The sequence below is a fragment of the Azonexus sp. R2A61 genome, from assembly GCF_021401135.1.
Classification (GTDB): Bacteria; Pseudomonadota; Gammaproteobacteria; order Burkholderiales; family Rhodocyclaceae; genus Azonexus.
Genome location: NZ_JACBFO010000003.1, coordinates 272,872 through 292,469, shown reverse-complemented (window position 1 = coordinate 292,469; position 19,598 = coordinate 272,872). Strand labels below are relative to the sequence as shown.

At 64.2% G+C, this 19,598-nt stretch carries 15 protein-coding genes; 7 read left to right on the top strand and 8 right to left on the bottom strand.

The window, feature by feature from the left end:
* Nucleotides 1-33 precede the first annotated feature (33 nt).
* The 3 genes from L0962_RS11120 to L0962_RS11110 are packed head-to-tail and all read right to left on the bottom strand — an operon-like array spanning nt 34 to nt 4,234.
* Nucleotides 34-1,239: a methanobactin export MATE transporter MbnM gene (locus tag L0962_RS11120; RefSeq protein ID WP_234086502.1), complete on the bottom strand. Its 1,206-nt coding sequence runs from the start codon at nt 1,237-1,239 to the stop codon at nt 34-36.
* 2 nt (nt 1,240-1,241) lie between these two features.
* Complete coding sequence (locus L0962_RS11115; RefSeq protein WP_234086501.1) at nt 1,242-2,147, bottom strand: MbnP family copper-binding protein; 906 nt, start codon at nt 2,145-2,147, stop codon at nt 1,242-1,244.
* An 11-nt stretch (nt 2,148-2,158) separates the two neighbouring features.
* On the bottom strand, nt 2,159-4,234 hold the full coding sequence (locus L0962_RS11110; protein WP_234086500.1) for a TonB-dependent receptor: 2,076 nt from the start codon (nt 4,232-4,234) through the stop codon (nt 2,159-2,161).
* A gap of 232 nt (nt 4,235-4,466) precedes the next feature.
* Here L0962_RS11110 and L0962_RS11105 point away from each other — a divergent pair, with 232 nt between their 5' ends.
* From L0962_RS11105 to L0962_RS11080, 6 genes are all read left to right on the top strand, one after another.
* The gene (locus L0962_RS11105) at nt 4,467-6,632 is read left to right on the top strand and encodes a TonB-dependent siderophore receptor (protein WP_234086499.1); all 2,166 of its coding nucleotides are present in this window, start codon (nt 4,467-4,469) and stop codon (nt 6,630-6,632) included.
* A 46-nt stretch (nt 6,633-6,678) separates the two neighbouring features.
* Nucleotides 6,679-7,563, top strand: a complete 885-nt coding sequence (locus L0962_RS11100) for a DJ-1/PfpI family protein (RefSeq protein WP_234086498.1) — start codon at nt 6,679-6,681, stop codon at nt 7,561-7,563.
* 4 nt (nt 7,564-7,567) lie between these two features.
* The gene (locus tag L0962_RS11095) at nt 7,568-8,062 is read left to right on the top strand and encodes an RNA polymerase sigma factor (RefSeq protein WP_234086497.1); all 495 of its coding nucleotides are present in this window, start codon (nt 7,568-7,570) and stop codon (nt 8,060-8,062) included.
* A gap of 112 nt (nt 8,063-8,174) precedes the next feature.
* A complete protein-coding gene (locus tag L0962_RS11090) occupies nt 8,175-9,122 on the top strand; it encodes a FecR family protein (protein ID WP_234086496.1) in 948 nt (315 codons plus the stop codon).
* Nucleotides 9,123-9,239: 117 nt separating this feature from the next.
* Nucleotides 9,240-11,567 carry a TonB-dependent receptor gene (locus L0962_RS11085; RefSeq protein WP_234086495.1) on the top strand — a complete coding sequence of 776 codons (2,328 nt, stop codon included), beginning with the start codon at nt 9,240-9,242 and terminating at the stop codon, nt 11,565-11,567.
* A gap of 68 nt (nt 11,568-11,635) precedes the next feature.
* Nucleotides 11,636-12,859 (top strand): serine hydrolase, encoded by a 1,224-nt coding sequence (locus L0962_RS11080; protein ID WP_234086494.1) that lies wholly within the window; start codon nt 11,636-11,638, stop codon nt 12,857-12,859.
* Nucleotides 12,860-12,983: 124 nt separating this feature from the next.
* Here the strand turns inward: L0962_RS11080 and L0962_RS11075 are convergent, their stop codons facing one another.
* Nucleotides 12,984-13,790 (bottom strand): NAD(P)H-dependent oxidoreductase, encoded by an 807-nt coding sequence (locus tag L0962_RS11075; RefSeq protein WP_234086493.1) that lies wholly within the window; start codon nt 13,788-13,790, stop codon nt 12,984-12,986.
* An 89-nt stretch (nt 13,791-13,879) separates the two neighbouring features.
* Here L0962_RS11075 and L0962_RS11070 point away from each other — a divergent pair, with 89 nt between their 5' ends.
* Nucleotides 13,880-14,794 (top strand): LysR family transcriptional regulator, encoded by a 915-nt coding sequence (locus L0962_RS11070; RefSeq protein WP_234086492.1) that lies wholly within the window; start codon nt 13,880-13,882, stop codon nt 14,792-14,794.
* A 39-nt stretch (nt 14,795-14,833) separates the two neighbouring features.
* Here L0962_RS11070 and cydC read toward each other — a convergent pair whose 3' ends face one another.
* The 4 genes from cydC to cydB all read right to left on the bottom strand — a co-directional run bounded on the left by cydC (nt 14,834) and on the right by cydB (nt 19,589).
* Nucleotides 14,834-16,489 carry a thiol reductant ABC exporter subunit CydC gene (cydC, locus tag L0962_RS11065; protein ID WP_234086491.1) on the bottom strand — a complete coding sequence of 552 codons (1,656 nt, stop codon included), beginning with the start codon at nt 16,487-16,489 and terminating at the stop codon, nt 14,834-14,836.
* Between the two features lie 23 nt (nt 16,490-16,512).
* Nucleotides 16,513-18,258 carry a thiol reductant ABC exporter subunit CydD gene (gene cydD, locus L0962_RS11060; protein WP_234086490.1) on the bottom strand — a complete coding sequence of 582 codons (1,746 nt, stop codon included), beginning with the start codon at nt 18,256-18,258 and terminating at the stop codon, nt 16,513-16,515.
* 80 nt (nt 18,259-18,338) lie between these two features.
* Nucleotides 18,339-18,437, bottom strand: coding sequence for a cytochrome bd-I oxidase subunit CydX (cydX, locus tag L0962_RS11055; RefSeq protein WP_234086489.1), 99 nt, complete (start codon nt 18,435-18,437; stop codon nt 18,339-18,341).
* 15 nt (nt 18,438-18,452) lie between these two features.
* Nucleotides 18,453-19,589: a cytochrome d ubiquinol oxidase subunit II gene (gene cydB, locus L0962_RS11050; protein ID WP_234086488.1), complete on the bottom strand. Its 1,137-nt coding sequence runs from the start codon at nt 19,587-19,589 to the stop codon at nt 18,453-18,455.
* Between the last annotated feature and the right edge of the window lie 9 nt (nt 19,590-19,598).

The following is a 19,598-nucleotide window of genomic DNA, read 5'->3' as shown; positions in this document are numbered from 1 at the left end:
GCGAACCGGCGCCATCTGGCAACTGCCGGCAGCTTACCGGCGGGACGCCGGACGCGGCTTGCCTCCCTTGGCGGCAAACGGATCGGCATGGCGTTTGTCGTTGAGGAAGGCCTCGTCGGTCAGCGTCTTCAGGAAGGCCAGCAGATCGGCCTGTTCCTGCGGACTGAGGCTGATGTTGCCGATCAACTCGCTCTTGTGCGGATTACGCCGCCCGTCGCCGGCATGCGGCGGCTGCGTCAGGTTACGGCCGCCGGCGGCATAGGTGGCAACCACCGCCTCCAGCGTGGCGATCGAGCCATCGTGCATGTACGGCGCCGTCAGCGCCACATTACGCAGGCTCGGCGCCCGGAACTTGCCCATGTCGTCCGGCTTGCCGGTCACCTCGATGATGCCCTGGCTGGCGGCCGGATAAGCCCCCTTGCCATCGACGTTGTAGAGCCCGGTATTGTGGAACGGCGTTTCGACCTCGCGCGATTTTTCATGCACGACCTGATCGTTGAAATTGAAGCTGCCATGGCAATGGAAGCATTCCGCCTTTTCGCCGAAGAACAGGTCCTTGCCCCGCATCTCGGCCGGCGCCAGCGCCAGTTCGCCGCGCTGATAACGGTCGAACCGCGAATCGCCGGAAATCAGCGTACGCTCGAAAGCGGCAATCGCCTTGATCACGTTGTCCCAGGAAACCGGTTTGCGCTCGCCCGGAAAAGCCCGGGCAAACCGCTGGCGATAGCTCGCCGACTGCTCGATGCGCCGCAGCACCGCCTGCTTGTTGCGGTCGTTGATGCCCATTTCGACCGGATCCTCGCCGAAGATCGGCACCAGCATCTGACGTTCCAGGCTGACCAGTGCCGGATTGGCCCAGGTGAAGGTGGCGTGCCAGGCGACATTGGCCAGATTCTGCGCGTTGCGTGCGGTCAGCTCGCCGGTCGCGCCGGCCGAGCGGGCCTTGCCGTCGGTGAACGCCCTCGACTGCAGATGACAACTGCCGCAGCTGACCGTCGCGTTGGCCGACAGCTTCTTTTCGTAAAACAGGTGACGCCCCAGCTCGACCTTGCTGGCCGACATCGGATTGTCGGCCGGCACGCGGGGTACCGGAAAATTGCGCGGCAGCTGCCAGACCCAGGTGCCGCCAGCACTGGCCGGCTCATCGGGATCGGGACACCAATCCATGCCCTGGTGCGCGGCAACCGGCCAGGCCGCGCAAACGGCCAGCAACACCCCCGGAATGCATAGCCGGCGCATGCTCACGACCCGACGCGGAAGACGCTGGTCGTTGCCGGCGTTGGCGCCGCTACCGGCGCGCCATCGACGGCCAGCGGCAACCCGAGCTGGCGGAAGATGGCCGGACACTCGGGATCCTGCGGCGAACTCATGCAACCGGCCGCCCCGCCCTGGTCCCGTCCGACATCGGAGCCCTCGAACAAGGCCGACAGATCGAACAGCACGCGCTGGCGTGCCGGATCGAAATCGTCGAAGCGGACGACGATACGGTTCGGGCTGCTACAGGCGACGATCTCGCCATTGGCCGGATTGCCGACGCAACCCGTCGATCCGAGATGCACCGTCCATACCTTGACTGTGTCCTCGGCACGGACCACGCCGCCTTCGGGCAGCAACTCGACCTTCATGAACTTGCGGCCGGCCTGCCAGTTCCAGGCCATCGCCTGGATGTCGAGCGGCGCGGCGATCTGCTCGGTATTGCTGTGGTTGAGCGGGACGACCCGGCCGTCGGCCGTCGTCGAACTGACCGGCACACCCACCGTGAACTGCAGGCCGCGGTAATCGCCGGCCGGCACCTCGCCGGTGACCCGGGCATGCTGGCCGCGATTGCCGACGCAACCGCCCTGCCCGTCCTCGAGATCGATCAATGCGACGTCGAGGTACTGCCATTCGTTCTGCGCCAGGCGCAGCGCCACCGACGCTCCATCATGGCGGATCAGCCGGATGTCATGCACGTAGAAACGCGCATCGCGCAGCCGGCTGGGGGCTTGCCCCCGCCCCAGCGGGGCCGGCGGTGCCGAGCAAGTCCAGGGCTGGCCGGCTGCGGTCAACGCGAAATCGATGCCGATTTTGCTGGCGCTTTCTTCGGCCGGACAGGCGAGCGGCAGCAGCGCCGACGCCAACAGGCCACACAGGATTCCCCGATGCATGATCGCTCTCCTCAGAACTCAGCGCTGAAGGCCAGCTGCAAGCTGCGCCCCTGCTGGTAGGTGTTGGTGTAGATGTTCGACGACTGGTAGGTCGCATAGGCCTTGTCGAACAGGTTGCTGACACCGGCATCGACACGGTACTTGCCATCGACGGACGACCAGCTCAGGTAGAGGTCATGCACCGAATACCCCGCACGGCGACGCAACACCGTCGAGTCGTAGTCTTGCTTGGCGACGAAGGTACTGTTCCACAGCACGGAAATGCCCAGCCCCGGCAAGGCGCGGCGGATTTGTGCGGTCAACTTGTCCGGCGGCGAAAAAAGGTTCTCGTGGCTGTCCGGATTGCTGACGCGGACCCGGCCATAAGCCAGGTTGTAGCGCCACAAGTCGTGGCTGTAGCCGGCTTCGATCTCGCCGCCGACACGACGGCCGTGCGCGATGTTCAGATACTGGTACTGGCAGCCGGTACCGGTCACCGGGCAAGTCACCTGCCCCGGGATGTTGCCGAGATTGACGCTGCTGATCAGGTCGCTGACGCGGGAATGGAACAAGGCCGCACGCAGATGGAAGCTGTCGCCGGCCGTCAGCAGATTGCGGTATTTCAGCTTGGTACCGATTTCGGCGGTGCGATCGACTTCCGGCTTCAGCGCGGGATTGGGCAGGAACCAGGAAAACACGCCGAAGGTGCTGCGCTGGAACAGTTCGTTGACTGCCGGCGCGCGGAAACCCTCGCCATAACTGGCATAGACCAGCGTCCCGCGGTTTTCCCAGGCCAGCGTCGCCTTCGGGGAAAGGCGGCTTTCCTCGTTCGCCGGCTGGGTGCCGCCATCCTGCGTCGCCTTGTACTGGTCGTAGCGCAGGGTCGGAATCAGCTTCCAGTGCTCGGCGAAGGCAATCTCATCCTGAATGAAAAGACCGCTGCCGCGGCGTTCGCCGGCCGGGTTGACCGGATTGACGGCAATCGTCGCCGTTCCCGACGCGGAATCGAGCTTGTCGATGAACAGATCGCCGCCCACCGCCAGACGGTGGCCGCCGATCGCATGGCTGAGCAGCAGATTGGCACCGTCCGTACGGGTCAGCGTGCGCTGGTAGTTGGCGATCGCTGCATTGCCGTATTTCGGATTGGTACCGTAGGGATCCATCTGGACTTCGAGATAGCTCCGGTAAACGCTCAGCTCGGCCTGCGGCGTCTGCTTCGCCAGATCGCCGTAGCTTGCCTTGAGCACGGTGTTGCGCTGGTCGATGTGGGTCGGCTGGATCGACGGGATCGACGCGACCACGTCCGTGGTCTTGCGATAACGGCCCGACAGCGGGTTGTTGGTGGACAGGTTCTCGCTCTTGTAGAACTGATGCGACAGCTCGATCCGCGCATCGCGCACCGGATTGACCCCCAGCTTGACCAGGCCGGTCGTTGAATTTCCGTCGTTCGGGTCGAGATGGCTGTCCCCCGGTTGATCGATCTTGTCCCAGCCATGGCGGCCGACCGCAACCAGGGCATCGAGCTTGTCGTTGCCGCCATAGACGCGGCCGTTCAGGTGGAACGAACTGTCCCCCGTGGCGTAGCCGGCCCGTATGCCGCCACCGATCTTCTGGTCTTCGGCAAGAAGGTCGCGGGCCGACAGCGTGCTCAGCGACATGACCCCGCCATTGCCGCCGCTGCCGTACAGCGACGAAGCCGCACCGCGCAGCACCTCGATCCGTTTCAGGAAATACGGATCGGCATACAAAGGCGACTTCATGCCGGGCGACTGGATATCGTTCTGCCGAGCGCCGTCGAGCAACAGCGTGACCGAGGCACCGAAAACGCCGCGTATGGTCGGGATCAGCGCATCGCCGCGCGGCCCGCCGCCCATTTCCACATTCGGCATCGTCCGGACCACAGGCTGAATCGTCGCCGCCTGCATGTCTTCCAGCGCCTCGCCGCTGGCCACGCTGACCGATGCCGGCGTCCGGTCGACGGCATTCGGCGTCCGGGTGGCGACGACGGTCATTTCGGTCATCACCGGCAATTCCTCAGCCCAGGCCGACGACGTTCCGAATACCGACGCCATCAGCAGGAAAAGTGTGCTTGGTTTGTGTTTTGGCATGATCTCCCCCGTTGCAAAAGCTGGCGAACTCTAGCAAGCGAGCGGCAGAAGGCCCTGCGACACGTTGTCGCACCGGAAACCGGCACGAGGCGCTGCCGGCGGTGCGACAACGTGTCGCATTCCCGAGCGGAATCGTTTTGATTAACCTCCGGCGGTTCTTTCGGGTGGGTCTTGGGCGAGTCTTTTATCCATGCTTTCCAGCCCGCCATTCTGACCACGGGGCCTGAATTTCATGAACATCGATCGCGACGACCAGCCGGCTGTCCGGCAAGCATTGCGCAAAACCATCGTCGCCACCGCCTTGGCGGCCTGTTTCGGCGGCATTCATGCAGAAGAAATCACGCAACTGGGCACGATCGAGGTCCGGGATCGCGCCGATTCCGGCTATGTCGTCAAATCGGTCAGCGCAGGAACGCGGACCGAAACGCCGGTCGAGAACATCCCGCAGTCGGTCATCACCGTGCCGCGGGCGATGATCGAGGATCAGGGATCGAAAACCCTTTCCGACGCCCTGCGCAATGTCAGCAATATCAATTCGATCGACCCACGCGATGCCAACAACGTGGTCTTCAGGATTCGCGGTTTCACCTCGGCAACCGTGGTCGACGGCGTTGCCATGAAAGGCAATTTCACGAACCAGGAAAGTCTGGTCAACGCCGAACGGATCGACGTCATCAAGGGGCCGTCCGGCGCCCTTTACGGCAGTCAGGGCGTTGGCGGCTACGGCACCCTGGGCGGAACCATCGCGATCACGACGGCCGAGCCAAGCCAGGAAACCCTGCGCCGGATCGGCTTCAAAATCGGCTCCTACGGCGAAAAGGGCACCCATTTCGACCTCAACCAGCCGCTCGATCCGGCATGGGCATTCCGGGTCGCCGGTGAATGGTCCGACAGCGACAGTGAAACGGACCGCGTCTACTTCAAGCGCCGCGCGCTGTTCCCGAGCCTGTCCTGGAACCCCGGCGCCGATACCAAAGTGGTACTCCGCCTGCGCTACCTCGAAAACGCCACGCTCGACTACAGCGCCCTGCCGGTCAACGGCACGCTGAACACCTCGACCTACACGCTGCCGAGAAGCACCAACATCGCCCCCAGCGACCTTCCCGAGACGACCAACAAGGCCAAGGGCGTCAACCTGCAATGGACGCAGAAACTGAACGATGCCTGGCATTTCTCGCTGCTGACCGCCTACAACGAAATCACCCTGGACCAACGCGGAACCTGGCTGGTCGATTCGGCCGGCATGATGGGCTGCATGGCCTACGGCAGCGCCACGCCGACGCTGAACACGATGTGCGGCACGCGCATGTGGGCCAACGTCAAGACCGTGACCCTGTCGCCGAGCCTGACCGGAAAATTCCGGACCGGCCCAGCCAGCCACACGCTGAATCTCGGCGTCGATTACGAAAAGACGCGCGATGACGGGATCATGGCCTATTCGAACGGGCTCGGCCCGATTTCCCCCAACAACGTCGATCTGACCAACCCGGTTTATCCCCCCTGGTCCGAACCCGCCGTGTCCGGAACGCCCGACTGGCAAAACCGCTACACCTCGAAAGTCGCCTACCTCCAGGACCAGGTCGATATCGGCAACTGGCATTTCCTGGGTGGCATCCGCTACTCGAACATCAAGGTGGTCGACGTCAATCCGTCGTGGGGTATCGACAACGTCAGCAGCAATTCCAAACTGACGCCGAGAATCGGCGCAGTGTATGAACTGACGCCGGCCATCTCGCTATTCGCCGGTTACGGCGAAGGCATGCAGGTACCGGCGTTTTCCGTCTTCTCGAAACCGCCCAAGCCGGAAGAATCGAAACAGACCGAAATCGGCTTCCGTCTGAAGGATCTGGCGGGCGTCACCGCCACCGTGGCCTGGTTCGATCTGACGCGCAAGAACGTCGCGATCGGTGACCCGGCCAATCCCGGGTATTCGATCCAGGCCGGCAAGCAGGAATCGAAGGGGGTGGATGTCGACCTGCGCTGGCAGGCCACGCCAGCCTGGGCCTGGATCGCCGCGTTCGCCGTGCAGAAGGCCGAAATCACCGAAGACAGCGACGCCACGCTGGTCGGCAAGCAACTGTTCAACGTTCCGGAAAAGACCGCCCGCCTGGCCACCCGCTACGATTTCCGCAGCGGCAGTCTGGCCGGTCTCGGCCTCGGCCTCGGCCTGACCCACAGCGCGAAGCTGCCGGGCACATCGACCAACACCTTCTTCACGCCGGCGACGACGGTTTGGGACGCACAGCTTTCCTACACGATCTGGAAAGCGCGTTTCGGCCTGAACATCGTCAACCTGACCGACAAGAAATACTACGTTCCGACAACTTACTTCGGCGGTGGCCAGGTCATTCCTGCCTTGCCGAGAACGATCACCGCCACGGCCAACTTCTCCTTCTAATCGTTCGTCGGGCAGTCCCGGACTGCCCGCATGCCGGAATACATCGATGAACCGACGCGATTTTGCTCGCTGGACGAGCATCCTGGGACTGACGCGCCTGCTCGGCACACCGGGTACGAGCGATGCCGCACAGGACTCGTCGGCCGATGCAGGTCCCGGCGGAGAGCGCGCCGAACAGCTGCATCTCGATGCCATGCGGCGCTATGCCGCGCTGACCGAAGGCCCCAAGCTCGTCATCGGTCTGCTGGTTTACCCGGGCATGTTTCTGCAGGATCTGGTCGGACCGCTGACGGTATTCGAATCCTTGATGAACCGCGACATCCACCTGTTGTGGAAAAATCTCGATGTGGTCGCCGGCGACAAGCCGGAAACCCCGGTGCTGATTCCGGTCAAACCGACCACCGCCTTTCGCGATTGCCCGGAAACGCTCGACGTGCTGTTCGTGCCGGGCGGCGTTCCGGGCACCTTTGCCTTGATGGAGGACCGCGAAGTCCTGGCCTTCCTGGCCGACCGGGGCCGCAATGCGCGTTTCGTCACCAGCGTCTGCACCGGCTCGCTGATTCTCGGTGCCGCCGGCCTGCTCAACGGTTACCGGGCAACTTCCCACTGGGCCACGCACGACGTGTTGAATGTGTTCGGCGCCATCCCCACCCGGCAACGGGTGGTCAGGGACCGCAACCGGATCACCGGCGGCGGCGTGACGGCAGGCATCGATTTCGGTCTCGAAATCGCGGCCTTGCTGCGCAGCCCCGATTACGCCAAGGCCATCCAGCTCTATCTGGAATACGACCCGGCACCGCCGTTCGACGCGGGCTCACCGGAAAAGGCCCCGGCGGTCGTCCGCCAGTTCCTCGACGACATGTTCGGCGGCATGCGGAAAACCGCTTTCGACCTGGCAAAACAGGCCAGAGGGCGGCTGGGCGGAGGCTGAGCCATTGAGCGGCAACAATCTCCGGACGCTCTACGAAGCACACGCCGGCGAACTCGAGGCATTCGCACGTCGGCGCGTTGGCCGCGAGGATTCGCGGGACGTCGTTCATGATGCCTACCTCCGGCTGATCGATTACGCGGAAAAAACCACGCTGGAAAACCCGCGCGCTTATCTTTATCGCATCACCGCCAATGTTGCGAACGATCACGGCAGCAAGACCCAAACCCGCGAGAAATGGACCGACCCCGATGTCGAACCGGAGACGCTCCATGCGTCGACGCCAGGTCCGGAAGCCACCGTTGCAGCGCGCAGTGAATTGCAAAACTGCCTGTCCGCATTGGATGAACTGCCGGAAATCTACCGGCACGTCTTCCTGCTGCACCGGATCGACGGGCTTTCGCAAAGCGAAGTCGCCGGTGCGCTCGACATTCCGAAACGCACGGTGGAGCGCTATATCGCCAAAGCGCTAGCCCATTGCCTGGCACGAGCCGGGGAATAGCGTCGTCCAATGCGTGGCGGTTCTTGCCCGACCAGGCTGTCTTATACAATGAGTGCCAACCGGATTCACCGCAAGCTCTTATCCTGTGCCCACGCCGAGATCGCCAAGCGAATTGCAGAACACCGCCGCCCAATGGGTGGCGCGAAGAAATAATGGCGAATCCAGCGCCGAGGACCAGCGCGCCTTCCTCCTGTGGATCAACGCCAGCGATAGCCATCGCAGGGCTTATGAACAGGCGGAATCGCTCTGGGAACGGATGCGCAACATCGACGAGATCGCCGATCGACAGCTGGCCGAAGCCCGGGCTTACCGGGAAAAGTGCCGGAAGCGGCCGGGCCGGCAAAAGCTCGTCGCGCTCGCCGCTGCGCTACTGCTTGCGACAGGCCTGCTCTGGTATTCCGACCTGCTCAGCCATCTCAACGAGCAGACCTATCGAACCGCACTGGGCGAGCGAAAGAAAATCAATCTACCGGACGGTTCCCAACTCGAACTCAACACGCATTCGGAAGCCACCGTCCACTATTCCCGGCGCAGCCGGGAAATCCGGCTGATCCGGGGCCAGGCCGTGTTTACCGTCGCCCATGACGATAGCCGCCCTTTTGACGTGCTGGCCGGCGGCGGGAGAATCCGCGATATCGGGACCCAGTTCGACGTCCGGCTGATGGAAGACCGGGTGTCGGTCGCCGTCCTGGATGGGGAAATCGAAATTTCCGGAAATGCCGATGCCGTGCCTACCCGGCGACTGCAACGCGGCTTGCGCCTCAGCTACACCCGCGCCGGCGAGTTGACTGCGCCGCAACCGATCGATCTCAACACGGTTTCGGCCTGGCGCGAGGGACAACTGGTATTCCGGGGACAAGCGCTGAAGGAGGTGCTTGAAGAACTGGGGCGCTATCACCCTGCCGGCATCACCGTCAGCACGCCGCAAATTCTGGACACCCGGGTCAGCGGCACCTTCCCGACCGACAATCTTCCCCTGGCCCTGCACACCATGGCCGCTGCACTGCCGATCAAGCTGACGCAAACCGGCCCGCAACACTGGCGGATCGACCGGCGCTGAGAAGAGGCGTGCGGTCAACAGGATTCCCGTAAGGATTTTTCCGACAACTGGCGGTTTTCTTCCCCTCGCCCGGTCATACACCGGGAGTACGAACAAATCCAACCAGAGGGGATTTCAATGCAGCATCTTCACCAACCCGTGGCCGCCATCTGTCTGGCCATTGCTTCCGCCTTCGCGCACGGTCAGGAAGTCACTTACGACTTCAACATTCCCGCCCAACCGGCCAAACAGGCGATCGAGTCGCTGAGCAGACAATCCGGCCTGCAGCCCTTCTTTTCCGATCATGCCGTGCAGGGCGCGCAAAGCCCCGGCGTCAAGGGTAAATACAGTCTCCGCGAAGCGCTGGATAGAGCCTTGGCCGGCAGCGGGCTGACCTACCAATTCACGGGAGAAAGATCGGTGGCGATCCGTGCCGCTCCGAAGAATGGAACCGCCGCTACGGAAGGCAGCCGGAATCCTGTCGAACTGGGCGAAGTGATTGTCACGGCTCAGCAGCGTACGCAACGTGAAATCGACGTACCGATCGCAATCAATGCGCTGAGCGCCGAGGAAATTGCCAATCGGGGCATCACCGATCTGCAAAGCCTGTCATTCGCCGTACCCGGGATGACCACGGTGGTGACGGGCATGGCTCAGAACCGGGTCATGCTGCGAGGGATCGGTGAAGGCGCCGGTGGCGGCAATTTCCCGCTGGTCGGCATCCGCCAGGACGAAGTGGCCGTTGACGGACCGCTCCGCGGAGGACTGGATATCCGTCCGCTGGACATTGAACGCGTCGAGGTGCTGAACGGACCGCAGGGCACGCTGTACGGCCAGGGTGCCATGGGCGGCACGGTTCGCTTCCTGACCCACGATGCGGTCGTCGGCGAGACCAGCATGACCGCCGCAGCAGAGGTGTCGAGCACCAAGCGAGGTGCCCCGTCGCAGCGATTGACCGGCGTCGCCAATCTGTCGCTCGGAGATCAGGCCGCCCTTCGGATCGCCGGCACATTCGAGGATACCGGCGGCTGGATCGACGCGCCGACCGCCGGCCAGAAAGACATCAACGACGGAAAATTGGCGCAGCTACGGATCAAGGGACTGTTCGCCCTCACCGACCGGTTGTCCCTGATCCCGATGGTTCAGATCCATCGCAACAAGGTCGGCTCGTTGAACAACGGGGAGAACGCCGACGGCAATCTCGTCTTACCGGCGTTCGCGCCCAACGCCGTCCAGTCGGCCCGGAATGACCATGAACTCTACAGCCTGACGGCAGATTGGGAAGTCCTTGACGGTATCAAGCTGCTGGCGATCGGATCGATGTTCCGCAACGACTCGGAGGGCGGTTATTACAGTACGACGCCGAACGGACTGATCGGTGTCATCTCGAAGTTCGAGAACCGCGACAAGGCACAAAGCGGTGAGTTGCGGCTGATGTCCGATACCCCCGGCCGCTGGCAATGGACGGTCGGCACACTCTACCGCGATGTCGATTACAACCAGACCGTCACCGCCTCCCAGATGGGAGCGATCAACAGCCCCACCCCCTTGCCCGTTCCCGCTACGGTGACCGTTACGCCGATCAAGTCGAAGAGTTGGTCGTTCTATGGCAACACCAGTTTCGATCTGACGGAGCGATTCCAGATCGGTGGCGGCCTGCGCTACTTCATCGACGAACAGGCGGCCCCCAATGCCGGACAAAGCAGCCAGCACTTCGACTCGATCGATCCCCGGCTGTACGCCTCGTACAAGCTGATGCGGGACTGGAACGTCTATACGAGTGCGGCAAAGGGATTCCGAAGCGGCGGCTTCAACGCCGCCAATCCGGCATTTCCCGGAACGTTCAAGCCGGAAACCGTCTGGAGCTATGAACTCGGCAGCAAGTTCGAAGCGATGGGGGGACTATTCGGCGGGCAAATCGCCGCTTTTGTCAGTCGTTATACCGACATGCAGACGTCGACCCTGGCCGCGACGCCCAACACCTTCTACACCGACAACATCGGGCGCGCGCACATCAAGGGACTCGACTGGGCCTTCAAAGTACGGCCTGCCGACTGGGTGACGTTCGGCGCCAACGGCACGCTGCAGGACACCGAAGTCGTTTCCGTCAAGGCCAACAGTTCCTATGCCGAGGGTGATCGCCTGAATTACATCCCGAAATACAACTACGCCGTCTTTGTCGAAACGCAGACCAGCCTCGTCCACAACGTGAAAGCGCGCTTCCGCGCCGACTACATCGTTCGTGGCAGTTCGGTCTTTGCGCAGAGGACATACAACGCGACAGCGGCAAACGACAGGATCGAACTGCTGAACCTGCGCCTTTCGTTGAGCAGGAAACAGTACGGCATCGAGCTCTACGGTGAGAACCTGATGAATGACCGCGGACAGACCTTCCCCAACCCGGTCAATTTCGCCACCCGCACCGTACCGCGGACGATCGGCCTCCGGGGTACGGTGTCATTCTGACCCGGTACCGGAAAAGCGAGGGAACAAACGTGGAAAAACAACAAATCCGAACGGGCCGCAGACAGTTCATGACCGCCGCCGCTGCGCTGGGCATGGGCAGCCAGATCAACGGACTGATGCCCGAAGCAAAGGCACAGACGGCAGTCGAAGACAGCAAAACGATCAAGGTGGAAGGCCATGTCGCCGACGGCTACGAAAGCGTGCGCCAAGCCTTCGCGGCAGCCCAGGCCAACGATCCGGGCGGCGCGCAGTTGTGCATCTATCGGCATGGAAAAGCGGTGGTCGACCTCTGGTGCGGGCTGGACAAGGTCAACAACCGCCCCTACACCGGCGAAACCATCACCGTGATATTTTCTGCCGCGAAAGGCATGGTCTCGACATGCCTGCATATGCTGGCGGAACGCGGACAGATCGATATTGATGCGCCGGTCTCACGCTACTGGCCGGAATTTGCCGCCAACGGCAAGGCGGGCATCCCCGTCTCTGCGCTGCTGTCACATACCTCGGGCTTGCCCTGGTTTCCTCCCGACACCGGCATCCAGATGCTGGGGCTGGTCGACTGGCAGCGTTGCATCGACGCGCTGGCAGCAATGAAACCCTTATGGACGCCGGAAACCGCCTATCAGTATCACTCGGCCACTCACGGCTACCTGATCGGGGAACTGGTTCGCCGGGTTTCCGGAAAAACGATTGGCCGCTTTCTGGCCGACGAAATCGCCAAACCCCTGGGACTCAATGCCTGGATCGGCTTGCCCTTGAGCGAAGAAAACCGGGTCGCACCGATTTTCAACAGCAATTTCTCGGCCAATCCTTTCATCTGGTTCATGAACCTCCGCGAAGCGCTTGTCGCGGAAATTCCGTCGGGCAATGGCGTCAGCGATGCGCGCTCCCTGGCCAGGATGTATGCCGCATTGATCGGTGAAGTCGATGGAACGAGGCTGTTGCGCCAGGAGACGATGGAACGGATACGCGCCCCGCGGACCGATGGATTGCCCTTGGAGCCGTACCCGGAATTCTTGCGCGGCCTGTACGCACCAAGCTTCGCCAAGGCCCTGCCAATGCCGCTGAAACAACGCTTCGGTCTCGGTTACGAATTGCCTTACGCGGCATCGCCAATGCTCGGCCACGGTTCTTTCGGACAACCGGGCATGGGAGGCCGAATCGGCTTTGCTCATCCGGAAAGCGGGACGGCGGTTGCTTACGTATGCAACAACACGACCTGGAACGCCTATGCCGGCCCGGACCCGCGCTGGATGCCCTGGCTTGGCGCCTTGAAAAACCTCATTTCCTGAGGCTGCGATCCAGCGGATCCTGCGCGCCCGCCAGCAACGCCGGATCGCCCCGTCGCCCAAGCGGAATTTCGACGAATCCTGCGGTCGACCGCAGGATTCCGGGAAATTCCGTCCACCGGGCGCGTCAGGCAAGCGGCTCACCGCTCCCGCCGCTTGCCACATGCAAGCCAAACCCGCCACTCCCCGGCCGCGCCAGCCCAGCCTTTAACTCACACCCCGGAATCTCGTAATCCCCGCCGTTCTGCCGGCGATAGGCAATCGGTGCATCGCTGAACAGCCCGCGCATGCGCGCCCTCAGCGCTTCGGCGATGGGCGGGAAATCGGTTTCCTGCAGACGGTCGGCGCGGTACACCACGAAGGGCGGCAGCACGGCGGCGCCGGGGTAGTAGAGGATGTTGTGGTTGATCGGGAAGAGGATGTCGTCGAGCGGCCCGTTGATGCCGCGCGCCGAGTAGTGCGCCTGCCAGCCGCCGGTGCTGGTGATGACCATGGCGCGCTTGTCGCTCAGGCTGCCTTCGCCGAAGCGGTCGCCCCATTTGGCGTCGCTGTGCTCGCCGACGCCATAGGCAAAGCCGTAGGCGAAGACGCGCTCGACCCAGCCCTTGAGGATGGCCGGCATGGTGTACCACCACAGCGGAAAATGCAGGATCAGCGCGTCGGCCCATTGCAGCTTGGCGATTTCCGCCAGCACGTCGTCGGTCAGCGCCCCGGCGGCGTAGCCGGCCTGCGAGGCGGCGGCGACCTTGAGCCGTTCGCCGGGCGGCAGCAGCGGGAAATCGTCGCGGTCGACGACCGGCTTGAAGCGCATCGCGTAAAGGTCAGAGACCTGCACGGTATGGCCCTGCGCCTGCAGTTCCTCGACGCAGACGTCGCGCATGGCGGCGTTGAGGGAGCGGGCTTCGGGATGGGCGAAGACGATCAGTACGTTCATGGAAACCTCCGTGGCGATGGAAGGCGCCAGCATAGAGCGGCCGGCAGAACCGATCCACGGAGCATGAGTACATATAATATATTCGGATCATGGATATATCGACGATCACCCTGGAGCGCCTGCGCACCTTCGCCCGCGTCGCCGAACGCGGCAATTTCTCGGCCGTGGCGCGCGAGCTGGAAGCCGGTCAGCCGACCGTCACCCGCCATATCCGCGAACTGGAGGAAGCGCTGGGCGTCCAGTTGTTCGCCCGCACCACGCGGCGGGTCAGCCTGACCGACGAGGGGCGGCTGTTCTACGAGCGCACGCTGCAGTTGCTGCAGCTCTTCGAGCAGGCCTGCCAGGACGTCGGGGCAATCAGCGGCGCGCTGGCCGGCACCGTGCGGGTGTCGTGCACCGCCGCGCTGGGCGTGCTGCACGTCTCGCGCCTGCTGTTCGCCTTTCAGGACGCGCATCCGGGCATCACCGTCGATCTGAGCCTGGCCGACGAGCGGGTCAATCTGGTGCGCGATGGCGTCGATATCGCGCTGCGCCTCGGGCCGCTGGGCGACAGCGCGATGAAACTGCGCGCGCTCGGCCACAGCCGCCGACTGCTGGTCGCCGCGCCGTCCTACCTGGCCAAGCAGGGCGTACCGGCCAAGCCGGAAGACCTGCGCGACCACGCCGGCATCCGCATGAGCAATGTGCTGGGCAGCGAGACGCTGTCGATGCGGGGGCCGGACGGTCAGCGCCACGTCGTGGCGGTCGGCGGCACGCTGCGCGTCGACCACGGTCTGGCGGCGCGCGAGGCACTGCTGGCCGGGCGCGGCTTCGCGCCGACGCATCACTGGCTGGTGGACGATCTGCTGGCCGACGGGCGTCTGGTGCCAATCCTGCCGGACTACACACCCGACCCGGTGCCGCTGAACATGCTGATCGTGCCGGAACGGGCGGCAGTAGCGCGGGTCAGGCTGCTGGTGGATTTCCTGGCGGCGCGAGCGGCAACGATTCCGGGGATGGTTTGAACCGCGTGCCGCCGTCTCGCCGGGCGGGTTTTACCGATGTCAGGCGTTCCCGCCCAATACCGGCAATTCGATCCGTTGGTCGAAGGGATAAGCCGCCGTGTCGCGGTGACTGATCCAGATCAGGGTTCGTCCCCGCAAACGCTCACCGACGCGGTTCAGCAGCGCCTGTGCCGAGGCACTGTCCAGCCCTTCGCTCGGCTCGTCGAGAATCGTGATCGGCGCATCCCTGAGCAGGGCCTGGGCAACGGCCAGGCGCTTGCGCTGGCCGCCGGACAGACTGGCGCCGCCGGCCTCGATCCAGGTTTCCAGACCCTGCCGCCAGCCCAGTTTGGCCGGCTCCAGTCCGACCGTCGCCAGAACTTCGTGCATCACCGCAGCCGCGGCATCCGGCCGAGCCAGACGCAGATTGTCGGCGAGCGTCGCCGTTTTCGCCCAGGCTAACTGGCTGGCACAGGCAACATGGCGGCGCAATGTGCTTTCGTCGAGCCGAGGCAGCGGCACGCCGCCGATCTCGATCGAACCACCCTGCGCTTCCTCGAAACCGCTCAGCAGATGAACCAGGGTTGTCTTGCCGCAGCCGCTGGCACCGCAGATCAGCACGTGCTGCCCGAGCGGAATGTCGAGATTCAGGTCGGCCAGAATCGGAGCGTCGGCATCCCAGGCGAAACCCAGGCCGGCGATGTGGATGCTGCCATCGGTCGGCTGCAGGCCCGGTGCCGGACGATCGTCGCCCGCCGGCTGTTCGGCCAGCGCCGTGAGCCTGTCGGCTGCCGTCGCCGTACCGGGCAGATCCACGGCAGCCGAGGCCAGCGGCAACAGGAATTCGCCAGCACCGAGAATCAGCAGTACTGCCGCCACCAGCCAGGGCCCCTCCCCTGGCTCTGCCATCACGGCCAGCAGCGCCAGACAGAGCCAGGCCGCCAGACCGACCAGCAGCCCCACCACGGCACGCAATCCGGCCGCCCGGCGTGCCGCCTGAAGCTGCGTGGACAGCCAGCAGGCATCGACCGCCAGGGTCCGTCGGCATTGTTCCCGCCATGCCGCTGCATGCAGCGAAAAATCCTCCAGCGCTTCGCAACAGTCGAGCAGGTGACTGCGCAGCGTCGCCCGACCGCGCATCAGCAGCGGCAGCGGCCGGCGGCCCAGCGCCCAGCCGGCAAGCGGCAGCAGCGACAACACGCTCGCCAGGAACAGGGCGGGCAACCACCACAGGCTCGGCCAGGTACAGAGGAAAAACCATCCCATTGCCAGGCAGGCCAGCACGGCGGAAGCTGTCGGCAACAGAAAGCGTGGATACAGATTGTCCAGGGCGTCGACATCGCGCAGCAGACGATTGAGTACGTCGCCGCCATGCAGGGTCAGTATCCGGCGCGGTGAAAGACGAGCCAGACGGCCGTAAAGCCAGACGCGCAACGCCGCCAGCAAGCGGAAGGTGGCCTCGTGCGTGACGACCCGGTCGCCCCAGCGGCAAAGCGTCCGGAGCATGGCAAAGAAACGGACGCCGGCACCGGGCAGGAAAAAATTGAAAGCGGCGATGCCGGCCGGCGTCAGCGCGGCCACGGCCGCCGCGCTGAGAAAACCGCCGGACAGCGACAGCAGGCCGAGGCTGCCGATCAGCGTCAGCGTGCCGAGCAAGCTCCCCAGGAGCAGCCAGCGGCCGGCACCGCCGAGGCGGCCGCAAAACGGGCGCAGCATCCGAAAAGCGTCATGAATGGTCATCAGGCCTGCCTTTGCCGTGGGTTTAGCGAAGGGTTCGTTGCCGGCCTTTCGGTCAGGCAACCCGATTCGAGGTGAAGGCTGCGGTCGACGATCTGCAGCGGCATTTTTCGATGCGTCAGCAGGATCGTCGTCCGCCCGGCCCGCAGTTCGCCGAGTCTGGCCACGACCCAGGCCTCCGTCTGCGCATCCAGACTGGCCGTCGGTTCGTCGAGCAGCAACACGTCGGCCCGGCGCAGATGGACCCTGGCCAGCGCCAGTCGTCTGAGCTGGCCACCGGAAAGCGCCCGGCCGCCCTCGCCGAGCGCTGTCGCCAGCCCGGCCGGCAACCCGGCCAGCCAGTCGCCCAGGCCGGCAAAACACAGCGCCTCGCGCAATTCGTCGTCCGGCGCATCGTGACGGGCGACGCGCAGATTCGCGGCAAGGCTGCCGGCCAGCAGGCGGGGATGCTGGTTCATCCAGCCGACACGCTCGCGCCAGGCCGCCAGGTCGAGCGTCTCGATCGCTTCGCCGTCGACGCAGACTTGACCGCTCTGGGCCGACAGTTGACCGAGCAACAAACGAAGCAAGGTGGTTTTTCCGCCGCCGCTCGGCCCGCAGATGGCGATCGCCTCGCCGGCGGCGACCTGCAGCGAACATTGCCGTAGCACGCTTTCGCCGGGGCGATGGGAAAAATCGACCGCGACCAGCGCCAGCGCCGGCGGTCGCCGGCCTGGCACCGTCGCGCCGCCGGCCGGCTGCGGCGTCTCGGCGGACAGGATCGCCTGCAGCGCATGAGCCGCCGCCAGGGCCTCGGCGCGGGCATGGTAATGCGTGCCGAGATCGCGCAAAGGCTGGTAAAACTCGGGGGCCAGCAGCAGCACGAACATGGCGGTCTGCAATGTCAGCGGCACGCCGTAAAGGCCGAAATCCAGATGGCCGAGAAAACTCATGCCGAAATAGACGGCAGACAGGGCAATGGCGATCGAGGCGAAAAACTCGAGCACCGCACCGGACAGGAAAGCCAGCCGCAGGACCTGCATCGAGCGGCGACGGAATTCATCGGCCACCATCGCCACCTCGTCGCCCATGCGCCCGTGCGCATTGAGCAGGCGCAAGGTCGGCAGCCCGCGGACCAGATCGAGGAAATGGCCGCTCATCCGTTGCAGCGCAAGAAACTGTTCGCTTTGCCGCTGGCGCGCACTCCAACCGACCAGCACCATGAACAGGGGAATCAGCGGCGCAGTCAGCGCCAGGATCAGCGCCGCCGCCCAACTCAAGCGGGCGACCGCCGCCAGGATCAGCAGCGGCGTCAGCACGGCAAACCATTGCTGCGGACGATAGCGGGCGAAATAGCCGTCCATCGCCTCGACCTGCTCGAGCAGGCTGGCATTCAGGCTGCCGGCCTGATGTCGCTGCAGCCAGGCCGGTCCCAGTTCATGCAAACGGTCGAGCAAGGCGCCGCGCAAGGAACGGCGGACCGCCAGCGAGACGCGTCCGCCAGCCTCTTCCCGAAGCATCCCGGCCAGCGCCCGCAGCAACAGGCAGGGCGGGATCAGCCACCAGGTCGACGACAACCCGGCAAACGGCTGCCCGGCGATGACCAGGCCGTGAAACAGGCTGGCCAGTATCGCCGCCAGCGCGATGCCGGCCGCGGTCTGAAGCACACCGGCGACGACGGTTATCGCCGACCAGCGCGGGACGCGACCGAAACGCCGGACAATCGCACGCAAGGCCGCGACGTGCGGCTCGGAAACGGGATCGGACAAGGGTTTTCTCCGAAAAAATCAGGCGCCGGGAGGATTCCCGGCGCCTGCAGGATTCATCAAGACTTGCGGTCAACCGCGCCTCAATCCTGTTTTTTCTCCTGCGCTTCGAGCCACAGCGCATTGACCACCGCCAGCAGCACGGCGAACCCCAGACCAAGAACCCAGGTGAAATACCACATCGTCTTTCCTTTCTTTCAGTAAAGCGCCTTGTCGTTGGCCTTGATGTAATCGCGGGTGACCGTGCCGGCCATCACGCGGTAAGCCCAGCCGGTGTAGGCCAGCACGATGGGCGTGAAGATCAGGGCAACCCACAGCATCACGTTCAGCGTCACGTAACTCGACGTCGCATCCCAGGCGGTCAGGCTGGCCTTGGGCAATTCCGACGACGGCAGCACGAACGGAAACAGCGCGACGCCGGCGGTCAGGATCACCGACAGGCAGGCCAGCGACGAACCGACGAAGGCAAACAGCGTCCGCCCGACACGCAGCGCGACCAGCGCACCGATCGCACCGACGTAGGCCAATGCCGGAATCAGCCACAGCACCGGCGCCTTGTTGAAGTTGCCGAACCAGGCACCGGGCTGACGCACGACTTCCTTCATCAGCGGATTGAGCACCCCGCCGACATCGGGGATCGACTGGATGACGTAGCCGTCGATCCGCGACACCACGAAACCGGCCCCCGAGAAGGCCAGCAGCAGGACGACGGCCAGCACGCTGCCGGCCAGCTTGGCCCGTGCCTGCAGCGCGCCTTCGGTGCGATGGGCGAGGAAGGTCGCCCCCTGCAGCGTCAGCAACGACAGGCTGACGACGCCGACCAGCAGCGCGAAGGGATTGAGCAGCGCCCAGAACGAACCGGAATAGAACGAGCGCATCGTTTCGTCGAGCCGGAACGGCACACCGAGGAACAGGTTGCCGAAGGCCACGCCGAAGACCAGCGCCGGTACTGCGCTGCCGGCGAACAGCCCCCAGTCCCAGGCGCTGCGCCAGGCCGGATTGGGCAGCTTGGAACGGTACTCGAAGCCGACCGGCCGGAAGAACAACGCGAACAAGACCAGCAGCAGCGCCCAGTACAGCCCGGAAAAGGCCGTCGCATAGACGAAGGGCCAGGCAGCGAAGATGGCGCCACCGGCAGTGATGAACCAGACCTGATTGCCGTCCCAGTGCGGCGCGACGGTATTGATCATCACCCGGCGGTCGGTGTCGTCCTTGCCGAGGATGGGCAGCAGGGTGCCAACCCCCATGTCGTGACCGTCCATGATCGCGAAGCCGATCAGCAGCACGCCGACCAGCAACCACCAGATCAGTTTCAGGGTTTCATAATCGAACATTGCGGGAAC